The following is a 19,412-nucleotide window of genomic DNA, read 5'->3' on the forward strand; positions in this document are numbered from 1 at the left end:
TCGGCCAGGAACCGGAGGTTCGCCCGATGTTCAAGCCTTCAACCTTTCGCCTCGCGGCCACTCAGCCGGTGAGGTGCTTCACCCAGCGCCGCCACTGCTCCTGCGGCTCGTACCCGGCGGCCCGCCAGGCATGCTGGGCCCGCTCGTTGCGCACCAGCACCATCGCGTCCCCGCGGCGTCCGCCGAGCCGTACGAAGCGCTCGTCGGCCGCCGTGAGCAGGGCGGAGCCGATGCCCCGGCGCCGGTGCTCCGGGTGCACCGCCAGCCGGTACAGATGACAGCGCCAGCCGTCGAAACCCGCGATCACCGTGCCCACCAGCTCCCCGCCGCGCTCGGCCAGGAGCAGCGCTCCGGGGTCGCGCGCCACCAGACGCTCGACGCCGTCCCGGTCGTCACTGATGCTCGTCCCCTCCGCGGCCGTCTGCCAGAAGGCCAGCACGGCGTCCAGGTCCTCGGGCCCGGCGGGCCGTATGCGCAGATCAGTCATGCCGCGATACCACCACGCGCACCGGACACCCGGGAGGCGATTCCGGCATGCGGACCGGCGCGGCACGCGCGGGGGTCAGGCCTCGCGCAGGGCCCGCAGCACCGGGGCGAAGGCCTCCATGTACGGCTCCAGCACGGTCAGGTAGGTGAAGCCGTACCGCTCGCGCTGGGCCCGCACCTGCGCGGTGATCTGCTCCAGGGTCCCGGCGAGGAAGACGGGCAGCTCCAGCACCTGGTCCGGGGTGAGGTGGGGCATGTACTCGAGGTAGGGGCGGACGGCGGCCGCACGGTCCTGCGTGACGACGACCATCTGGATGAGCAGGTTCAGCTCCGCCGGTTCCCTGCGGCCGGCCGCAAGCTCCCGGTACCGGGCGACGCGCTCGTCGAGTTCCTCGGCGGTGACGGGCGCCAGCTCTCCCGTCGTACTTCCCCGCACGGTGCGTCCGCCGGTGAACGCGGCGATGTGGGCGTGCCGGGCGGTCAGCTCCAGCATCCGGTCGCCGTTCGCGCCGATCAGCAGCGGCACCCCGGGCCGCTGCACGGGCCGGGGCAGGTACTCCGCGTCGCCCAGCAGCCGCTCCAGCTCCTCGACGGTGCGCCGCAGGTGGTCCACCCGGTCGCCCGGCGAGCCGAAGGCCAGGCCCGCGGTGTCGTGCTCCGCGCGTACGTAGCCGGTGCCGAGCCCGAGTTCCAGGCGCCCGCCGGTCAGGGCGTCCGTGGTCGCCACCTCCCGGGCCAGCAGCGCCGGGTTCCAGAAGCCCGCGTTGAGCACGAACGTGCCGAGCCGGGGCCGCTCGGTCGCCCGGGCCGCGGCGACCAGCGCCGGGAACGGCGCCGGCATGCCGAGGTGGTCCGGCACCAGGATCACGTCGTACCCGAGTTCCTCGGCCCGCCGGCACTTGGCGTCCCACTCGTCCGCAGGGGCGGCGCTCATCAGGTTGACGCCGAAGCGGAACGGACGCGACATGAACTCTCCTGACGCACGGGGACTTCCCCTGACGCACGGGGGACTTCCGGTCACGGTGAGTCAACCACTTCTGCACCACGAGCAGGAAGACCCCGGCCGGCCTTGCCGCTGCTAGCGTTTCGGCGCTAGCTTCTAGGTATGGCGAAGACCCAGAAGGCCCAGCTGAACGTGCGGGTGGACGAGGGCACCGCCCGGGCGGCCCGCGAGAAGGCCCTGGCCCGGGGGATGAGTGTCAACCGCTACATCGAGGAACTGGTCCGGCAGGACACCGGCGAGGCCGGCCACACCTTCGTGGAGGCCGCCGCCGACTTCATGCGGCAGTACGAGAAAGTGTTCGCCGAAGAGGCCGGCGAGGGCCGTCGCTGAGCTGTCGCGCCCCGGATGAACGACCTCACCATCGATCTCTCCTGGCTGCTGATGCTCGCCGAGCAGCGCACTCCCGGTGACCCCCAGGTCACCGACTGGGGAGCGCTCGTGGCGGCCGTCGCCCGCCACCGGGCCGAGATATTCGACACCCCGGTCTACACCACACCGCACGCCCGCGCCGCCGCCCTGCTCCAGCTGCTGATCCACGTCCCGGCGCTCGAGCGCTCCAACGCCCTGTTCGCCTCCGCGGTCGCCTACGCCTACCTGGTCGCGAGCGGGGTCAAGGTCGCCCCCGTGCCCGAGCAGGTGCGGGATCTCGCGCTGCTGGTCAAGAGGGGCGAGGTGTCGGTCGAGGAGATCGCGGACGAACTGCGCCGCTGGAGCGCGTGACCGAGCCACGGCTCAGGAGGGCCGCCAGGCCGTGCCCAGTACGCAGTACGAACTCGGCAGCGCCGGCCCGTTCTCCGGCATCATCATCCGCCGGTAGGGCCCGAGCACGAACCCCGCGTCCCGCAGCGCCGCGACCGGTTCGCGGGACAGGTGGCAGCCGCCAGACAGGGGAGGCCACAGGGTCCGGTCCAGTGCGCGCTGGGTGAAGGTCATCATCCGTCCGCCGCCCCGGCCGTGCTCGAAGAACCGCACCTGTCCGCCGGGCCGCAGTACCCGCCACAGCTCCGCGAGCGCCCGCGGCACGTCCCGGACGCTGCACAGCACCAGCGAGACCACGGCCGCGTCGAAGGCCTCGCTCTTGACCGGCAGGGCCTCCGCCGCGCCCGGCGCCACGTCGACCGGCACCTGGGCGCGCTGCGCCGCCTCCACCGCCAACTGCCGCAGTACGCGCTCCGGTTCGATGGCGACGACCTCGGAGACGGTGCCCGGGTAGTGCGAGAAGTTCAGCCCGTTGCCCGCGCCGACCTCGATCACCCGCCCGGACAGCCCGGCGAGCAGCCGTTCGCGCACGCGCGCCATGCCCATCCGGGTCTCGGCGCCCACACTGATCCGGGCGTAGTAGCGGGCGAACAGCGGATGGTGCACGGCGTCCCGCGGCACCCCGCGGGCCCGGACGGATCGCAGCGGCATGGGACCTCCCTCACGAGGCGGCGCCTTACCGCGATTCTCCCCCGCCCCGGCCCCACGCACCCACCGCGCACGCGACTCTCTGGGAGCACCCTCTGAATGAGCGGGCGTGGACCGCACGCCGGTACGGCACCGGCCGGGGCGGTCCGGGAGGCGAAGGAGGCGGAGACCTGCGCGACCGCGTCGTGAAAATGAAGGGTCCGCCCGGCCGGCCGACCTGTGAAGTGATCGGAACCACACAGTCGTCGTGGGTACTCTCCGTGCGCTGCGCCGCCCCACGGACCAGGCAGCGACCACCTGGCGCGGTCCACGCTCGGCCAACGGCTGGAAGATCCTCGCCCAGACCGAGTCCCACCCCATCGAGGGCAGCGGCCGGTCCGTACACCTGGCGGGCGGCGAAGCCGCGACGCTCCTGCTGCATGTCGCCCGCCGGTTCCACTGCGAGATCGACCAGCTCCGTGCGGACGACGTGACGGGTCACCGCACCTCCCGCACGGTCCGTCGGCCCCACGAGCCGAACTACCTCTCGGGAACGGCGATCGCGATCCGGCCCTACGCCTACCCGCTGGGTGTGAGGGGTGGGCTGTACCCGCACGAGCTGGTCGTGGTGCGGGACATCCTGGCCGAGCTGGACGGTGCCGTCGCCTGGGGCGGCGACTTCGACACGCCGCAGGAGCCGCACGTCGAAGTCGCTCTGGCTCCCGCCCGCCCCAAGGTGCGGGGCGTGTCCCGCAAGCTACGGACCTGGCGGGACACCCCGGGTCTGAGGGCGGGGACGGTGAACGCGTTCGAGCCGGGGCGCCGCGAAGACGTCAAGGCGTTCGCGCGCCGCAGCGGCCGGCCAGGTCCGCAGTCGGTCCGACGGACCGTTCCATGCGCATGTCGGTGCGCGTCCTTCTGTACGCCATGGTGCGGGACCTGACCCCCATGCCGGCCCGCACCCTGCGCCGGCGCGCAGCGCGGGGCGGTGTCCGTGCCGGCCGCCGGTCACGGACCGTGCCGGCTGCCGAACGCGTCCGCGTTCCAGGTGCCGTCCAGCGGCGGCGCCAGCCAATGCGGTGCCGCCGACCGGAAGTCGGCCGGGGCGAGGGATCCCGACCCGGCCGGGACTGCGCCGAGGAGGGGAGCACCTGACACGTCCGGGAGGTCCGCGAGGTTGCAGCGGGCGGCGAGGTCCGGGGATCCGGGCCAGCTGCCGATCACCAGCCCCGGCAGCTCCAGGCCCCGGGAACGCAGTTCGCGTGCCGTCAGCTCCGTGGTGTTCAGCGTGCCCAGTCCCGGCGACGTCACCACCAGCACCGGTGCGCCCAGCAGACCGGCCACGTCCGCCAGTGTGCCGCCGGCCTCGTCGAAGCGCACGAGCAGCCCGCCCGCACCCTCGACCAGCACCAGGTCGTGCCCGGTGGCGAGTTCGGTCGCGGCCTCCGCCACCTCCGGCGGGTGCACCGGCGCCCGCCCGGCCCGGCGCGCGGCCGTGCCCGGCGCCAACGGTTCGGGGAACCTGGCCACTTCGGCGACCGTCACGTCCCCGGCGAGCCGCGCCACCTCCTGGGCGTCCCCGGCCTCGTCCGGACCCACGCCCGTCTGCGCGGCCTTCAGCACGGCCACCGACCGGCCGTCCGCCAGGGCCGTCGCGGCGACGGCGGCGGTCACGACCGTCTTGCCGACCTCCGTGCCCGTGCCCGTGATCACCAGTACCGGCATGTCATCCCTCCCGTGCCGCCGCGCACACCGCGCGGGCGATGCGGGCCACGTCCGCGTCGCCCGTGACGTACGGCGGCATGGTGTAGATCAGGTCGCGGAACGGCCGCAGCCACACGCCCTCGCGCACCGCCGCCTCCGTCGCCGCCCGCATGTCGACGGCGTGGTCGAGCTGCACCACCCCGATCGCGCCGAGTACCCGTACGTCACGCACACCCGGCAGCTCGGCGGCGGGCGCGAGCCCCTCGCCCAGGCCCGTCTCGATCCGCTTGACCTCCGCGAGCCAGTCCTGCCCGAGCAGCAGCCCGATCGACGCGCACGCCACCGCCGCGGCCAGCGGGTTGCCCATGAACGTCGGCCCGTGGGCCAGCACCGGCACCTCGCCGCGCGAGATGCCCTCGGCCACCCCAGACGTGCACAGGGTGGCCGCCATCGTCAGATAGCCGCCGGTCAGCGCCTTGCCCACGCACATCACGTCCGGCGTCACCGCCGCGTGATCCGCCGCGAACAACGCGCCCGTGCGCCCGAATCCGGTGGCGATCTCGTCGAACACCAGCAGCACGCCGTGCGCGTCGCACGCCTCGCGCAGCACCCGCAGATACGTGGGGGAGTGGAAGCGCATCCCGCCCGCGCCCTGCACCACCGGCTCCACGATCACCGCGGCCAGTTCGTCGGCGTGCCGCTCGATCAGTGACCGCAGGTGGCCGGCGTACGTCTCCTCGTACTCCGACGGCGGCGCGTCGGCGAAGACCTGGCGCGGCAGGACGCCGGACCACAGTTCGTGCATGCCGCCCTCCGGGTCGCACACCGACATGGGCTGCCAGGTGTCGCCGTGGTAGCCGCCGCGCCAGGTGAGCAGGCGGCGCTTGCCGGGGCGGCCGAGCGAACGCCAGTACTGCAGGCACATCTTGACGGCGACCTCGACCGACACCGACCCGGAGTCGGCGAGGAACACGTGCTCCAGGCCCTCGGGTGACATGTCGACAAGGAGCTTCGCCAGCCGTACGGCGGGCTCGTGGGTGAGCCCGCCGAACATGACGTGGCTCATCCGCTCCAACTGCTCGCGCGCGGCCTCGTTCAGCACCGGGTGGTTGTAGCCGTGAATCGCCGACCACCAGGACGACATCCCGTCGACCAGTTCCCCGGAGCCGCCGGCCGGCCGCAGCCGCACCCCGCTCGCCGACTCCACGACGATCGGGTCCTGCCGGCCGGGCATGGGTCCGTACGGGTGCCAGACGTGCCGCCGGTCCAGCGTCAGCAGCTCGGCGACGTTCAGCGCGGGCTCAGGCATTGGGCGCGAGGTCCGTCCCGGCACCGCGGCGGCGTACCGCCACCAGGTCCGTACGGGGCTCCTCGGCGAGGCGCGGCGCCGCGGGCGCGGGGGCGGCGGCGGGCGCCGGGGCGCACACCCCGCCGCCCGCGTGCGAGCCGCAGCCCCCGGCACCCGCGCCCTCGCCGTCTGCGCCGGCGTGCGACCCGCAGGCGCCACCGTCCTCGTGCGCACCGCAGCCGCCACCCCGCACCGAGGCACGGTGCTCCGGCAGGGTGACCTCGCCCGCGCCCTCCACCTCGAAGCCGGCGTCCGCGATCATCTCCAGATCCGCATGGCCCGCCTGGCCCTCGCTGGTGAGGTAGTCGCCGAGGAAGATCGAGTTGGCCAGGTGCAGGGCGAGCGGCTGCATCGTGCGCAGATGGACCTCGCGACCGCCCGCGATGCGCACCTCGACGTCCGGGCAGACGAACCGCGTCATCGCCAGGATGCGCAGGCACCGCTGAGGGGTGAGGTGCCACTCCTTGGCCAGTGGCGTGCCCTCCATCGGGATCAGGAAGTTGACCGGCACCGAGTCCGGGTCCAGCTCGCGCAGCGAGAAGACCACGTCGACCAGGTCCTCGTCGCTCTCGCCCATGCCCGCGATGAGCCCCGAACAGGCGGACAGACCGGCGGCGTGCGCCTTGTTCACCGTGTCCACCCGGTCGGCGTACGTGTGCGTGGTCGTGATGTCGCCGTACGTCGACTCGGAGGTGTTGAGGTTGTGGTTGTAGGCGTCGGCACCGGCCTCCCGCAGCCGCTCCGCCTGCCCGTCGGAGAGCAGCCCCAGGCAGGCGCACACCTCGACGGACTCGTTCTGCTCCTTGATGGCCCTGATGGTGTCCGAGACCCGGTCCACGTCCCGGTCGGTCGGTCCGCGTCCGCTGGCCACCAGGCACACCCGCTTGGCGCCCCCGGACACCCCCGCCGCGGCGGCCGCCGAGGCCTGGTCCGGCTTGAGCCAGGTGTACTTGAGGATCTCCGCCTTCGAGCCCAGCCGCTGCGAGCAGTAGGAGCAGTCCTCGGGGCACAGGCCCGACTTGAGGTTGACGAGATAGTTGAGTTTCACCCGTCGGCCGAACCAGTGGCGGCGCACCTTTCCGGCCGCGGCCACCACGTCGAGCACGTCGTCGTCGGAAGTGGCGAGGACGGCGAGCGCCTCCTCGCGGGTCGGCGACTCGCGCCGAAGCCCCTTGTCCACCAGCGTGTTCAGCAGGTCCATGAGAGCCGATCCTGTCCTAAGGGGCCGTCCGCGGCCAAGGAGACTTTGCACAACACTGACAGATCGACGTGTGGGTATTGCCACACCTCGCGGGGGTGGCCCGGCCGCTAATGTCTGTTCATTGCCTACAAAACCCCGGAGGACCGCCCCATGGCGTTCGGCTGGATCGACGAGCAGGACCGGGCGCGCCAGGAGGCCGGACTCGTACGGGTTCTGCGCCCCCGTCCGGCAGCCTCGCCGCTGCTGGACCTGGCGAGCAACGACTACCTGGGACTGGCCCGGCACCCGGAGGTCGTGGAAGGGGCGGTCCGGGCCGCGCGGACCTGGGGCGGCGGCGCGACCGGCTCCCGGCTCGTGACCGGCACGACCGCACTGCACACCGAACTCGAGGGCGAACTGGCCGAGTTCTGCGGGTTCGAGGCGGCCCTCGTCTTCTCCTCCGGCTACGCGGCCAACCTCGCCGCGGTGACCGCGCTGGCACCGCACGGCAGTCTCGTCGTCTCCGACGCGGGCAACCACGCCTCGCTGATCGACGGCTGCCGGCTCGCCCGTGGCACCACCCAGGTCGTGGGGCACGCCGACCCGGACGCCGTGCGCAAGGCGCTGGCGACGCACGAGGGCCCCGCCGTGGCCGTCTCCGACACGGTCTTCTCGGTCGACGGCGACGCCGCGCCCCTGGCGGCGCTCGCCGAGGCGTGCGGGGAACACGGTGCCGGACTGGTCGTCGACGACGCCCACGGTCTCGGCGTCCTCGGCGACGGCGGCCGGGGCGCCCCGCAGGGAGCGGGACTCGCGGGCCGCGACGACGTCGTCGTGACCGTCACGCTGTCCAAGTCGCTCGGCGCCCAGGGCGGCGCCGTGCTGGGCCCCGCCCGGGTGATCGACCACCTGGTCAACGCGGCCCGTACGTTCATCTTCGACACCGGACTCGCCCCCGCCGCGGCGGGGGCGGCCCTGGCGGCGCTCAGGCTGCTCGGCCGCGAGCCGCAGCGTGCGGCGCGGGCCCGCGCCGTCGCAGCCGAACTGCACGCGCGCCTGACCGCCGCGCATCTGGACGCGGTACGTCCGGACGCCGCGGTCGTCTCGGTGCGTGCGCCCTCCCCGGAGGGGGCCGTGCGTTGGGCGGCCGACTGCCGTGCGGCCGGCCTGTCCGTGGGCTGTTTCCGCCCTCCTTCCGTGCCCGACGGGATCTCACGGCTCAGGCTGACCGCTCGTGGGGACCTCTCCGGGGAGCAGATCGAACGCGCTGTACGGGTGATCGGCGAAACGCGGCCATGAGTCGGCGTGACACGGCCGTGCGTCGTCCGGAGCCCGGCGTGGTCAGCCGCGGTGGACGCCGGCGGTGAACGCCGTCCAGCTCCCGGGGGAGAAGAGCAGGGCGGGTCCGGCCGGGTTCTTGGAGTCGCGCACGGCGAGCAGCCCGGCCCAGGGGCCGGCCGACGGACGGGCCGTCTCCACACAGTTGTTCGCTCCGGTGCTGTAGCTGCTGCGCAGCCACCGGACACCGGTCATATCGGTGCTGACAGGGATGTTCCGGGGAAGTTGGGACATGGAGCCTGGCATGGTGCCTCCTTACGCGCCTGCCGCGGTCGCGGCGATGAAGTCCAACGAGTCCTCGGGCGAAAGGGCATGGATCAGAAGGGCGTTGAAGGCCTCGGTATAGGCCTCTAGGTCTTCTTTCCGTTCGAGGTGCAGGCTACTCGTCAAGTGGTCGAGAACAACCACGTCGAGATCAGAAGTGCTCGAAAAAGAGAAGATTACGAAAGGGCCGGTGACACCGATGTGCGCCCCGGCGGCAAACGGCAGGACCTGGAGCCGGACGTGGGGGAGCCGCGCGGCCTCGACCAGTCTGGCCAGTTGACGGGCCATCACTCCGGGCCCGCCCACCTCCCGGCGCAGTACCGCCTCGTCCAGGACCGCGCTCAGCTCCAGGGGCGGCTCGCCCCGCAGCACGTCCTGACGGGCCAGCCGGACCTCCACGAGGGTGTCCAGCCGTTCCTCCGGCAGTCCGTCCACCGCGGCCCGCGTCACCGCGCGGGCGTACTCCGGCGTCTGGAGCAGGCCGGGGACCACCGTGGTCTCCAGTGTGCGCATCGCGCTGGCCTGCGACTCCAGGCTGATGAAGTCGCGGTAGGTCGGGGGCAGCACCCCGCGGTAGGCGTGCCACCAGTGGTTGCGGCCCCCCGCGTCCTCGGAGCGTGCCAGCATCACCAGCAGCCCCCGCAACTGCTCGTCGTGCACGCCGTAGACGTCCAGCAGTAACCGCACGTCGGCCGGTTTCGCCCCGCTCGTCCCGGTCTCGATCCGGCTGACCTTCGACTGGTGCCAGCCCACGAGCCGGGCCGCCTCGCCGCTGGTGATGCCCGCCGACGTGCGCAGGGCGCGCAGTTCCGCGCCCAGCTTCCGGCGGCGCACCACGGGACCGTGCTGCATGGGACAACTCCCTTACTCCTTATGAGCCGCCCAAATACGCTCTGCCGTCGCAGAGTTCACCGCTTCGAGCGACAGATATATGCATATCTTGGTGGATCGCCGCCCTTCACGGGTCTGGTGATGGCAGTCTGGCGGCGAAGCACCAGTCCGGGACCGTACTCGAACCATCCGCTCCGTGTCGGGCCTGCGGTCCCGTGAGAAAGGGACGACGTCGCCATGGCAGACCATCTGGAAGCATCCGTCACTCTGCCGAGCGATCCGGCCTCGGTGGCCGCCGCGCGGACCTATGTGGTCGGCACCCTGGCGGAATGGGGGCTGCCGGCCGACGCCGACGTGTCCGAGACCGTCCGGCTCATCGTCTCCGAACTGGCGACCAACGCGGTCCAGCACACGTTGGGACAGTCGCCCACCTTCACGGTGGACCTCGTCCTCGACCGCGACGAGCGGCTGCGTATCGGCGTCACCGACAGCCATCCGCGCTTCCCCAAGCGCCTGCCCGCAGCCGTGCAGCAGGACAACGGGCGGGGCATGGTGATCATCCGCTGGCTGACCGCCGAGTGCGGCGGCAAGCTGAGAGTCCGGCCCACGCGCGAGGGCGGCAAGACCGTCTCGATCGAACTGCCCTGGACGCCCCCGGGCCGGCCGGCCGCACCCGCGGGGGTGACGGCGGTGCAGAACGCCGTCACCCCCGCGGGCGGGCTACTTGACCCGGCCGTACCAGACGCTTGACGTCCAGATCTTCTCCAGGCGCACCACGGCGCCGGTCTTCGGTGCGTGCCAGATCCTGCCCTTCCCGGCGTAGATGCCGACGTGGTAGACGCTGCTGCCGGAGTGGAAGAACACGAGGTCCCCGGCCTTGCGGTTCTTCACGGAGACGCGGCTGGTCTTGTTGTACTGCTGGGCCGCGGTGCGGGGCAGCTTCTTGCCGGCCTTCTTGAACGAGTACAACGTCAGGCCGGAACAGTCGAACCGGTAGGGGCCGGTGGCGCCCCATCGGTACGGGGCACCCTTCTTGGAAGCCGCGATCTTGAGGGCTTTCGTCGCATGGCTCGCCGCGGCCGCCTCGGAGGCGACACCGGGGACCACGACGGAGCCGCCCACGGCGGCGAGGGTGAGGGCCGAGGCCGTACCGGCACGAGCCATCAGGGACGGGACACGATTGAGCGCGGACATGCGCAACCCTTCGTCAGCCGCCTGTGAAGGATGACCTGTCGGATTCGGGCTGGCGAAGTTGCCCGGCCGCACGTGTGCGGCTTCACCCCAAGGGCCGCTGGGCCCGGCGCCTCTCGCGGAGGCGGCCGTGCCGGCGACCCGTCGTGCTCGGGTCCTCCACTCCTGCCGATCCACTTCCCTCGCGACCGGTCGTCCGGACGGCGGCAGGACTCGGCGTCCGCCCGGACCGCCCCGCCGCTGCGGCGGGGGCTTGTCGTCAGTCACGGATCTTGTCGCGCCCCAGGGGGAATTCCCAACGGAACGTGCTCTTTGTGTTGTTACGTGCCGCTCAGCCGTTCGGGTTGACGCCCTCTCGCCCGAGGCGCCGTCGAGTGCGGCGGCGGCCCCGGGACCAGCGGCGCAGTGGTGCGATCCGCACACCGTGAGCGCGGGTGCCGCAACTTCGACCAGTTGCGAACCGGGTGTGTTCCTACGCCGAAAGGGGGTACGTCGTTTGGTCCGTTTCGACTCAGTCCGTTTCGGCTCGGGTTCGCTTCGGCTCTGGCTTGTTCCGGCGCGGGCTTGTTTCGGGCCGGGTGACTCGGCTCGGGCTTCCTCAACTTCCGGAACGCGGCGGAAGGCCGACCCGCGCCGTCCGCCGCTCGCCGTCCAGCACCCGCAGCGCCCGGGCCAGGGTGGCGGCGTGCATCTCCGTCTCGCCGCGGCGGTGCATCAGCGCCAGCGCGTCCCGCAGTGCCGTCGCCTTGCCGACCAGCGCCTGGGCTGCCCGCAGCCCGCGGTACGTGTCGCCGTCCCGCCCGGGGTTGATGCGTCCGAGCAGGTCGACGACGTCCAGATAGCGGTCGATCAGCTCCGCCTCGGCGCGGGTCAGGGCGGGCAGTGGGGGCAACTCGGGTGGCTGCACGGGCGGGATCACCTCGCGCCGGGCGAGGCGGGCGCGGCGGACGGCGTCCTGCGGTCCGGCACGATCCGGTCCACCAGGCCGTACTCCAGCGCCTGTTGGGCGTCGAGGATCGTGTCCCGCTCGATGTCGGCGTTCACTTGCCGGGGGGTGCGGCCCGTGTGCCGTACGAGGATCTCCTCCAGGCGGGCGCGGATGCGGACCAGTTCGGCGGCGTGGACGGCGAGGTCGCTCGCCTGCCCCTCCACCGGTTCGGTCAGCGCCGGCTGGTGGATCACCACCCGGGCGCCCGGCAGTACGGCGCGCTTGCCCGGTGTGCCCGCCGCCAGCAGCACCGCGGCGGACGAACCGGCCTGCCCGAGGCAGGTCGTCGCCACGTCGCAGGCGACGTAGCGCATCGTGTCGTAGATCGCCGTCATGGCGGTGAAGGAGCCGCCGGGCGAGTTGACGTACAGCTCGATGTCGCGGTCCGGCGCCTGATGCTCCAGGTACATGAACTGCGCCATCACGTCGTTCGCGGAGGTCTCGTCGATCGGCGTGCCGAGGAAGACGATCCGCTCCTGGAGCAGCTTGGAGTAAGGGTCCATCGTCCGGGCCCCGGCACTCGTGCGCTCGGTGAACTCGGGCAGGACATGGCGGGCGGACGGTCGGTTCACGGTGAACCCCTCCTTGGGGCAGAGCCGTCTTCTGCTGCGCTGTCTCCGTAAAAAATGTACAGGACGTACGTTTTCCAGGGGAGTGGATTCGGCCGGAACCGTAAGCTGGAGTCATGGCCTACGAGATTCCGGTGACGCAAGCCAGGGCTGAGCTCGCCGACCTGATCAACCGGGTGGTGTACGGCGGTGAGCGCGTCGTCGTGACGCGGCACGGCAAGCCTCTCGTCGCCCTCGTCTCCGCCGCCGACCTCGAGCGACTGGAGGAGGTCCGGGAGTCCTCGCACGCCCAGGTGATCACCTCGGTGGCCGCGGTCCACGACACGGCCGCCGCGGCACCCCGTGAGCACCACCGCTTCGGCATCGCCGCGGAGCACCGCGGGCCCGACCCGTCCTAGAACGCGCATGCGGGATGTCCCCGTCCTGGGGTGGGCATGCGGGACGTCGTCGACCGAGAAGGGGCATGCGGGAGATCGCCGACGGCACCGGTAATCAATCGGTCAAAACCGGGTGACGTGGCCGTAACACTCTAGCCCTACTCTGCACCCCGATCCACCTGCGGCTTTGCAATACCGGTGGGTGCATTCCGGCCCATTCATGTGTGTTACATCTAGAGCCGTCGCGGTGGCCGCGGCAGCCGGACCGTCGGGTCCTGGCGTCATGCCCTGTGAGGTGGTAAATGCAACTGACCCCGCACGAGCAGGAGAGACTGCTCATCCATGTGGCCGCGGACGTGGCGGAGAAGCGCCGCGCCCGAGGCGTCAAGCTCAATCATCCCGAGGTCGTCGCGCTGATCACCGCGCACATCCTCGAAGGTGCCCGTGACGGGCGCAGCGTCGGCGAACTCATGTCGTCCGGACGCAAGTTGATCCAGCGCGACGAGGTCATGGAGGGCGTCCCCGAGATGATCCACGACGTGCAGGTCGAGGCCACCTTCCCCGACGGCACCAAGCTGGTCACCGTCCACGAACCGATCATCTGACGGGGGCGGCAGTCGTGATCCCCGGAGAGATCCTTTTCGCCGACGAGCCGGTCGCCTTCAACGAAGGCCGGGAAGTCACCCGCCTGACCGTGCTCAACACCGCCGACCGGCCCGTCCAGGTCGGCTCCCACTACCACTTCGCCGAGGTCAACCCCGGTCTCGAGTTCGACCGCGCCGCGGCGCGCGGCAGGCGGCTGGACATCGCCGCCGGCACCGCCGTCCGGTTCGAGCCCGGCATCCCCGTCGACGTACGGCTGATCCCCCTCGCGGGTGCCCGTGTCGTCGTGGGCCTGCGCGGCGAGACCGGAGGTGCCCTCGATGCCTGAACTGTCCCGCACCGCCTACGCCGACCTGTTCGGCCCGACCACCGGCGACCGCGTCCGCCTCGCCGACACCGACCTCCTCGTCGAGATCGAGGAGGACCGCTCCGGCGGCCCAGGCCGCTCCGGCGACGAAGCCGTCTTCGGCGGCGGGAAGGTACTGCGCGAGTCCATGGGCCAGGCGCGCACCACCCGTGCCCAGGGTGCCCCCGACACCGTGATCACCGGAGCCCTGATCATCGACCACTGGGGGATCGTCAAGGCCGACATCGGCATCCGCGACGGACGGATCACCGGCATCGGCAAGGCCGGCAACCCGGACACGATGGACGGCGTCCACCCCGACCTGGTCATCGGCCCCGAGACGGAGATCGTCGCGGGCAACGGCAAGATCGTCACCGCGGGCGGCATCGACACGCACGTCCACTTCATCGCGCCGAACGCCGTCGACGAGGCCCTCGCGTCCGGCATCACCACCCTCATCGGCGGCGGCACCGGCCCGGCCGAGGGCAGCAAGGCGACCACCGTCACGCCCGGCGCCTGGCACCTCGCGTGGATGTTCGCCGCCCTGGAGTCGAGCCCCGTCAACATCGGCTTCCTCGGCAAGGGCAGCACCATGTCGAAGGAGTCCATGCGCGACCAGCTGCGCGCCGGCGTCCTCGGCTTCAAGATCCACGAGGACTGGGGAGCGACCCCCGCCGTCATCTCCGCCTGCCTGGACGTGTGCGAGGAGTCGGGCGTCCAGCTCGCCGTCCACTCCGACACCCTGAACGAGGCCGGCTTCGTCGGCGACACCTTCGACGCGGTCGCGGGCCGCACCCTGCACGCCTTCCACGTCGAGGGCGCCGGCGGCGGCCACGCGCCTGACATGATCACGGCGGTATCGCTGCCGAACATGCTGCCGGCGTCCACCAACCCGACCCGGCCGCACACCGTCAACACCGTCGAGGAACACCTCGACATGCTGATGGTCTGCCACCACCTGAACCCGGCCGTTCCCGAGGACCTCGCCTTCGCCGAGTCCCGGATCCGGCCCAGCACCATCGCGGCCGAGGACATCCTGCACGACATGGGAGCGATCTCGATCATGTCGTCGGACGCCCAGGCCATGGGCCGTATCGGCGAGGTGATCCTGCGGACCTGGCAGACCGCGCACGTGATGAAGCGGCGGCGCGGCTTCCTGCCCGGTGACACCCGTGCCGACAACCTGCGGGCCCGTCGCTATGTCGCCAAATACACCATCAACCCCGCCGTCGCCCAGGGCATCGAGCACGAGGTCGGCTCCGTCGAGACCGGCAAGCTCGCCGACCTGGTGCTGTGGGACCCCCGCTTCTTCGGCGTGAAGCCGCAACTCGTCGTCAAGGGCGGCCAGATCGCCTACGCGCAGGTGGGTGACGCGAACGCCTCCATTCCCACGCCGCAGCCGGTCCTGCCGCGCCCGATGTTCGGCGCGACGGGGGCCGCTCCCGCCACCAACTCGGTCAACTTCGTTTCCGAGCAGGCCGTCGAGGACGGGCTGCCGGAGCGGCTCGGGCTCGGGCGGGCGTTCGTCCCCATCCGGTCCACGCGCGGCCGGACCAAGGCCGACATGCGGCAGAACGACGCACTGCCCCGCGTGGAGGTCGCCGCGGACTCCTTCGCCGTGACCATCGACGGTGAACTCGTCGAACCCGCTCCCGTCGCCGAACTGCCGCTGGCCCAGCGGTACTTCCTCTTCTGAGCGCCGACATGAGCCGCGCCGCACTGCTCGTCCTCGCGGACGGCCGCTTCCCCGCCGGAGGGCACGCGCACTCCGGCGGGGCGGAGGTCGCCGTCCGGGCGGGACGCATCACGGATGCCGCGAGCCTGGAGGCGTTCTGCCGGGGGCGGCTGCACACGAACGGGGTCGTCGCGGCATGCGTCGCGGCGGCCGCCGCCCTCGGTGTCGACCCCGGGGAACTCGACCGGGCCGCCGACGCCCGCACCCCGTCCCCCGCTCTGCGGGTGGCGGCGCGCAGACTGGGACGGCAGCTGATGCGGGCCGCCCGGGCGACCTGGCCGAGCCCCGAACTCGACGCCCTGGCCTCGCTGTTCCCCAAGGGCTCCCACCAGCCCGTCGTGCTCGGGCTGGCCGCACGCGCGGCCGGGCTCGGGGCGCTCGACGCGGCGTACTGCTCCCTCTACGAGGGGGTGAGCGGCCCCGCGACGGCCGTCGTGCGGCTGCTCGGTCTCGATCCGTTCGACGCGACGGGGGTGCTGGCGCGGCTCGCGGGGGATGTGGACCGGGCCGCCGCGGACGCCGTGGAGGTGGCGGAGCGGGTGGTCACCGACGGGGTCGGTGTGCTGCCCGCACGGTCCGCGCCGTTGCTCGAGATCGGGGCGGAGGCGCATGCCGCTTGGCCGGTGCGGTTGTTCGCCTCGTAGGTGGGTCGGTTCGCCCCCGCCGCCCTTTCCCGTTCCCTACCCCAGGGGCTCTGCCCCTTCGACCCCGCCAGGGGGCTTTGCCCCCTGGAACCCCCTTCGGCCTGAACGGCCTCGTCCTCAAGCGCCGGACGGGCCGAGGGGGCCGACCCCAGATTTCGTAGGAGCTGTTTCGTGCATCTTGACCATCACCTCGAACTGCCCGCCGCCGTCTCCGCCGACGCCCGTCGGCCCGACGGGAGCAGGCGGGCGCTGCGGATCGGGCTCGGTGGGCCCGTCGGGTCCGGGAAGACCGCGACCGTCGCCGCGCTGTGCCGGGCGCTGCGGGCGGAGTTGTCCCTCGCCGTGGTGACCAACGACATCTACACCCGGGAGGACGCCGAGTTCCTGCTCCGCGAGGCGGTGCTGCCGCCCGAGCGGATCACTGCCGTGGAGACCGGCGCCTGCCCGCACACCGCGATCCGGGACGACATCTCCGCCAACCTGGAGGCCGTCGAGGACCTGGAGGACGAGGTCGGGCCGCTCGACCTGGTCCTGGTGGAGTCGGGTGGGGACAATCTCACCGCCACCTTCTCCCGGGGGCTCGTCGACGCGCAGGTGTTCGTGATCGACGTGGCGGGCGGAGACGACATCCCGCGCAAGGGCGGACCTGGTGTCGCCACCGCCGACCTGCTGATCGTCAACAAGACCGACCTCGCGCCGTACGTCGGCTCCGACCTCGCGCGCATGGCCGCCGACGCCAAGGCGGCGCGCGGTGAACTGCCCGTCGTCCTCCAGTCGTTGCGGAGCGAGGACGGGGTGCGGGAGGTCGCCGACTGGGTGCGGGAGCGGATCGCCGCGTGGACCGCGTGACCACCGCCCCGGGCGGTGTCCGGGCGAGCGCCCGCGTTCTCGCCCGCCGCGACGGGCGCGGTGGCACCGTGCTGCCGGTCCTCGAGGGCGAGGGGCCCCTTGCCGTGCGGCGGACCCGGGGGAGCGGTGCCGAGGCCCGGGTGATGCTGGTCGGCGCGATGAGCGGGCCCCTCGGTGGCGACCACTTCGAGGTGGGGGTCCACGCGGCCCCGGGAGCCCGGTTGCGGGTCGGCTCGGCCGCCGCCACCCTCGCGCTGCCCGGCCAGGACAAGGCCGGGGCCCGCTACGACGTCCGGCTCAGCGTCGACGACGACGCCGAACTGTGCTGGCTGCCGGAGCAGTTGATCTGTGCCGGGGGCAGCGACCTGAGCGTCACCACGTCCGTCGACCTCGCCGCCGGGGCGCGGCTGCTGCTGCGCGAGGAGCAGGTGCTCGGGCGGGCCGGGGAGGAACCGGGGCGCCTCACCAGTCGTCTGACCGTACGGATCGACGGGCGGTGCGTTCTCGACCAGGAGCTGGCCTGCGGGCCCGGCGCGCCGGGCGGCTGGGACGGACCGGCCGGGCTGGCGGGACACCGTGCGGTCGGCCAGCTGGTCGTCGTACGGCCCGGGTTCGCCGGCGAGCCACCGGCGGCGCGCGTGTTCGAGGAGGGCGCGGCCGTCATGCCGCTCGCCGGGCCCGCCGCGCTGGTGACCGCCGTGGCACCGGACGCGCTGCGGCTGCGACGGCTGCTGGACGGGGCGCTGGCCACGCTGGACTGAGGTTCCCGTCGACGAGTCGGCCGACGGGTCCGCCGATCGAACGCCTTTCTCCGTTTATCGGATTGGCAAAGAAGTAGCACTGGCTCTGTTCTCAGGAATCCCACAGCCGCGAGGATCCCCGTACTTGTCGCGAACACGTACGGGGAGGGTCACTTGAGGAAGAGCAGCATGCCGCGGAGGGCGACCGCGTTCGGCACGGCCGGAGCGCTGGTCACCGCCACGCTGATAGCCGGTGCCGTCTCGGCACCCGCCGCGAGCGCCACCCCGTCAGACGGCCACGGGCACGCGCGGGGCTGGGACCGGGAGGCGCGCGGTGCCGCCGTCGCCGCCGCCCGCGCCGCCCGTGCGGGCGTCGACTGGGAGGACTGCGCCGCCGACTGGAACCTGCCGAAGCCCATCCAGTGCGGTTACGTCACGGTGCCGCTGGACTACGCCAAGCCGTTCGGCAAGCAGATCAAGCTCGCCGTCGACCGCATCGGCAACACCGGCACCAAGAGCGAGCGCCAGGGCGCGCTCGTCTACAACCCCGGCGGCCCCGGCGGCTCCGGCCTGCGCTTCCCGGCCCGCGTCACCAGCAAGAGCGCGGTGTGGGCCAAGACGGCCAAGGCCTACGACTTCGTCGGCTTCGACCCGCGCGGCGTCGGCCACTCCGCGCCCATCTCCTGCGTCGACCCGCAGAAGTTCGTCAAGGCGCCCAAGGCCGACCCCGTGCCCGGCTCGGAGGCCGACAAGCTCGCCCAGCGCAAGCTCGCCCGCGAGTACGCCGAGGGCTGCTTCGAACGCAGCGGCGCGATGCTCCCGCACATGACCACGCCGAACACCGCGCGCGACCTCGACGTCATCCGCGCCGCGCTCGGCGAGAAGAAGCTCAACTACCTCGGCGTCTCCTACGGCACCTACCTCGGCGCCGTCTACGGCACCCTCTTCCCGGGCCACGTGCGCCGGATGGTCGTCGACAGCGTCGTCAACCCGTCCCGCGACAAGATCTGGTACCAGGCCAACCTGGACCAGGACGTCGCCTTCGAGGGCCGCTGGAAGGACTGGCAGGACTGGGTGGCCGCGAACGACGCCGCCTACCACCTCGGCGACACCCGCGCCGAGGTGCAGGACCAGTGGCTGAAGCTGCGCGCCGCCGCCGCGAAGGAGCCGCTGGGCGGCATCGTCGGACCGGCCGAGCTGATCTCCTTCTTCCAGAGCGCCCCGTACTACGACTCCGCCTGGGCGCCGACCGCCGAGATCTTCAGCAAGTACGTCGCCGGTGACACCCAGGCCCTCGTCGACGCCGCCGCCCCCGACCTGACCGACACCGCGGGCAACGCCTCCGCGGAGAACGGCAACGCCGTCTACACGGCCGTCGAGTGCACCGACGCCAAGTGGCCCACCGACTGGCGCACCTGGGACCGCGACAACACCAAGCTGCACCGCGACCACCCGTTCATGACCTGGGCCAACGCCTGGATGAACCTGCCGTGCGCCACCTGGCCGGTCAAGCAGCAGACCCCGCTGAACGTCAAGACCGGCAAGGGACTTCCGCCGGTACTGATCGTCCAGTCCGAGCGGGACGCGGCCACCCCGTACGCGGGCGCCGTCGAACTGCACCAGCGGTTCAAGGGTTCCCGGCTCATCACCGAGCGGGACGCCGGCTCGCACGGCGTCACCGGACTGGTCAACCCGTGCGTCAACGACCGGGTCGACACCTACCTGCTCACCGGCAAGGTGGACGCCCGCGACGTGACCTGCGCGCCGCACGCCACGCCCAAGCCGTAGCCCGGCGGGCGGATACGAAGGGAGGGGGCGACCGGTCCGACC

The 19,412-nt window shown here is 72.3% G+C and carries 24 protein-coding genes; 13 read left to right on the plus strand and 11 right to left on the minus strand.

Annotated elements, in window-relative coordinates:
• Positions 1 to 61: 61 nt before the first annotated feature.
• Both ABS735_RS11810 and ABS735_RS11815 read right to left on the minus strand, forming a co-directional pair.
• A complete protein-coding gene (locus ABS735_RS11810; RefSeq protein ID WP_373906097.1) occupies positions 62 to 487 on the minus strand; it encodes a GNAT family N-acetyltransferase in 426 nt (141 codons plus the stop codon).
• A 75-nt stretch (positions 488 to 562) separates the two neighbouring features.
• Positions 563 to 1,453, minus strand: a complete 891-nt coding sequence (locus ABS735_RS11815; protein WP_373906096.1) for an LLM class F420-dependent oxidoreductase — start codon at positions 1,451 to 1,453, stop codon at positions 563 to 565.
• Between the two features lie 138 nt (positions 1,454 to 1,591).
• Here ABS735_RS11815 and ABS735_RS11820 point away from each other — a divergent pair, with 138 nt between their 5' ends.
• Positions 1,592 to 1,819 (plus strand): toxin-antitoxin system HicB family antitoxin, encoded by a 228-nt coding sequence (locus ABS735_RS11820; RefSeq protein ID WP_373906095.1) that lies wholly within the window; start codon positions 1,592 to 1,594, stop codon positions 1,817 to 1,819.
• Positions 1,820 to 1,834: 15 nt separating this feature from the next.
• The gene (locus ABS735_RS11825) at positions 1,835 to 2,209 is read left to right on the plus strand and encodes a fic family toxin-antitoxin system, toxin component (protein ID WP_373906094.1); all 375 of its coding nucleotides are present in this window, start codon (positions 1,835 to 1,837) and stop codon (positions 2,207 to 2,209) included.
• Positions 2,210 to 2,221: 12 nt separating this feature from the next.
• Here ABS735_RS11825 and ABS735_RS11830 read toward each other — a convergent pair whose 3' ends face one another.
• Complete coding sequence (locus ABS735_RS11830) at positions 2,222 to 2,899, minus strand: class I SAM-dependent methyltransferase (protein WP_373906093.1); 678 nt, start codon at positions 2,897 to 2,899, stop codon at positions 2,222 to 2,224.
• A gap of 244 nt (positions 2,900 to 3,143) precedes the next feature.
• Here ABS735_RS11830 and ABS735_RS11835 point away from each other — a divergent pair, with 244 nt between their 5' ends.
• A complete protein-coding gene (locus tag ABS735_RS11835; RefSeq protein WP_373906092.1) occupies positions 3,144 to 3,818 on the plus strand; it encodes a hypothetical protein in 675 nt (224 codons plus the stop codon).
• A gap of 65 nt (positions 3,819 to 3,883) precedes the next feature.
• Here the strand turns inward: ABS735_RS11835 and bioD are convergent, their stop codons facing one another.
• From bioD to bioB, 3 genes are read right to left on the minus strand one after another with little or no spacing between them, the layout of a single operon-like run.
• Positions 3,884 to 4,600, minus strand: a complete 717-nt coding sequence (gene bioD, locus ABS735_RS11840; protein WP_373906091.1) for a dethiobiotin synthase — start codon at positions 4,598 to 4,600, stop codon at positions 3,884 to 3,886.
• A gap of 1 nt (position 4,601) precedes the next feature.
• Positions 4,602 to 5,888, minus strand: coding sequence for an adenosylmethionine--8-amino-7-oxononanoate transaminase (locus ABS735_RS11845; protein WP_373906090.1), 1,287 nt, complete (start codon positions 5,886 to 5,888; stop codon positions 4,602 to 4,604).
• Complete coding sequence (gene bioB / locus ABS735_RS11850; RefSeq protein WP_373906089.1) at positions 5,881 to 7,128, minus strand: biotin synthase BioB; 1,248 nt, start codon at positions 7,126 to 7,128, stop codon at positions 5,881 to 5,883. The genes ABS735_RS11845 and bioB overlap by 8 nt, the downstream gene beginning before the upstream one ends.
• Before the next feature lie 150 nt (positions 7,129 to 7,278).
• Between bioB and ABS735_RS11855 the strand changes: the two genes are divergently transcribed.
• Positions 7,279 to 8,406: an 8-amino-7-oxononanoate synthase gene (locus tag ABS735_RS11855; protein ID WP_373906088.1), complete on the plus strand. Its 1,128-nt coding sequence runs from the start codon at positions 7,279 to 7,281 to the stop codon at positions 8,404 to 8,406.
• Positions 8,407 to 8,448: 42 nt separating this feature from the next.
• Here ABS735_RS11855 and ABS735_RS11860 read toward each other — a convergent pair whose 3' ends face one another.
• Together ABS735_RS11860 and ABS735_RS11865 are read right to left on the minus strand one after the other, a co-directional pair.
• On the minus strand, positions 8,449 to 8,679 hold the full coding sequence (locus ABS735_RS11860) for a DUF397 domain-containing protein (protein WP_373906226.1): 231 nt from the start codon (positions 8,677 to 8,679) through the stop codon (positions 8,449 to 8,451).
• Positions 8,680 to 8,700: 21 nt separating this feature from the next.
• The gene (locus tag ABS735_RS11865) at positions 8,701 to 9,561 is read right to left on the minus strand and encodes a helix-turn-helix domain-containing protein (RefSeq protein WP_373906087.1); all 861 of its coding nucleotides are present in this window, start codon (positions 9,559 to 9,561) and stop codon (positions 8,701 to 8,703) included.
• A 216-nt stretch (positions 9,562 to 9,777) separates the two neighbouring features.
• Between ABS735_RS11865 and ABS735_RS11870 the strand changes: the two genes are divergently transcribed.
• Complete coding sequence (locus ABS735_RS11870) at positions 9,778 to 10,290, plus strand: ATP-binding protein (RefSeq protein WP_373906086.1); 513 nt, start codon at positions 9,778 to 9,780, stop codon at positions 10,288 to 10,290.
• On the opposite strand, the gene ABS735_RS11875 is transcribed toward ABS735_RS11870, so the two are convergent.
• The 3 genes from ABS735_RS11875 to ABS735_RS11885 all read right to left on the minus strand — a co-directional run bounded on the left by ABS735_RS11875 (position 10,261) and on the right by ABS735_RS11885 (position 12,291).
• The gene (locus ABS735_RS11875) at positions 10,261 to 10,734 is read right to left on the minus strand and encodes a C40 family peptidase (RefSeq protein WP_373906085.1); all 474 of its coding nucleotides are present in this window, start codon (positions 10,732 to 10,734) and stop codon (positions 10,261 to 10,263) included. The two genes, ABS735_RS11870 and ABS735_RS11875, sit on opposite strands and share 30 nt — an antisense overlap.
• A 595-nt stretch (positions 10,735 to 11,329) precedes the next feature.
• A complete protein-coding gene (locus ABS735_RS11880; protein ID WP_373906084.1) occupies positions 11,330 to 11,638 on the minus strand; it encodes a hypothetical protein in 309 nt (102 codons plus the stop codon).
• Between the two features lie 8 nt (positions 11,639 to 11,646).
• The gene (locus tag ABS735_RS11885) at positions 11,647 to 12,291 is read right to left on the minus strand and encodes an ATP-dependent Clp protease proteolytic subunit (protein WP_373906083.1); all 645 of its coding nucleotides are present in this window, start codon (positions 12,289 to 12,291) and stop codon (positions 11,647 to 11,649) included.
• Between the two features lie 113 nt (positions 12,292 to 12,404).
• On the opposite strand from ABS735_RS11885, the gene ABS735_RS11890 reads away from it, so the two are divergent.
• From ABS735_RS11890 to ABS735_RS11925, 8 genes are all read left to right on the plus strand, one after another.
• Complete coding sequence (locus tag ABS735_RS11890) at positions 12,405 to 12,686, plus strand: type II toxin-antitoxin system Phd/YefM family antitoxin (RefSeq protein WP_373906082.1); 282 nt, start codon at positions 12,405 to 12,407, stop codon at positions 12,684 to 12,686.
• Between the two features lie 281 nt (positions 12,687 to 12,967).
• Complete coding sequence (locus tag ABS735_RS11895) at positions 12,968 to 13,270, plus strand: urease subunit gamma (protein WP_356868088.1); 303 nt, start codon at positions 12,968 to 12,970, stop codon at positions 13,268 to 13,270.
• Between the two features lie 14 nt (positions 13,271 to 13,284).
• Complete coding sequence (locus ABS735_RS11900) at positions 13,285 to 13,596, plus strand: urease subunit beta (RefSeq protein WP_373906081.1); 312 nt, start codon at positions 13,285 to 13,287, stop codon at positions 13,594 to 13,596.
• Entirely contained in the window at positions 13,589 to 15,310 is a 1,722-nt protein-coding gene (locus tag ABS735_RS11905; RefSeq protein ID WP_373906080.1) for an urease subunit alpha, read from the plus strand. The genes ABS735_RS11900 and ABS735_RS11905 overlap by 8 nt, the downstream gene beginning before the upstream one ends.
• Positions 15,311 to 15,318: 8 nt before the next feature.
• On the plus strand, positions 15,319 to 15,993 hold the full coding sequence (locus ABS735_RS11910; protein ID WP_373906079.1) for an urease accessory protein UreF: 675 nt from the start codon (positions 15,319 to 15,321) through the stop codon (positions 15,991 to 15,993).
• Positions 15,994 to 16,164: 171 nt separating this feature from the next.
• Entirely contained in the window at positions 16,165 to 16,842 is a 678-nt protein-coding gene (gene ureG / locus ABS735_RS11915) for an urease accessory protein UreG (RefSeq protein WP_373906078.1), read from the plus strand.
• Positions 16,839 to 17,603, plus strand: coding sequence for an urease accessory protein UreD (locus ABS735_RS11920; protein ID WP_373906225.1), 765 nt, complete (start codon positions 16,839 to 16,841; stop codon positions 17,601 to 17,603). Before ureG ends, ABS735_RS11920 begins: the two co-directional genes overlap by 4 nt.
• Positions 17,604 to 17,756: 153 nt before the next feature.
• Positions 17,757 to 19,370: an alpha/beta hydrolase gene (locus ABS735_RS11925; RefSeq protein ID WP_373906077.1), complete on the plus strand. Its 1,614-nt coding sequence runs from the start codon at positions 17,757 to 17,759 to the stop codon at positions 19,368 to 19,370.
• Positions 19,371 to 19,412: the final 42 nt, after the last annotated feature.

It is taken from the genome of Streptomyces sp. MMCC 100, assembly GCF_041538145.2.
Taxonomy (GTDB): Bacteria; Actinomycetota; Actinomycetes; order Streptomycetales; family Streptomycetaceae; genus Streptomyces.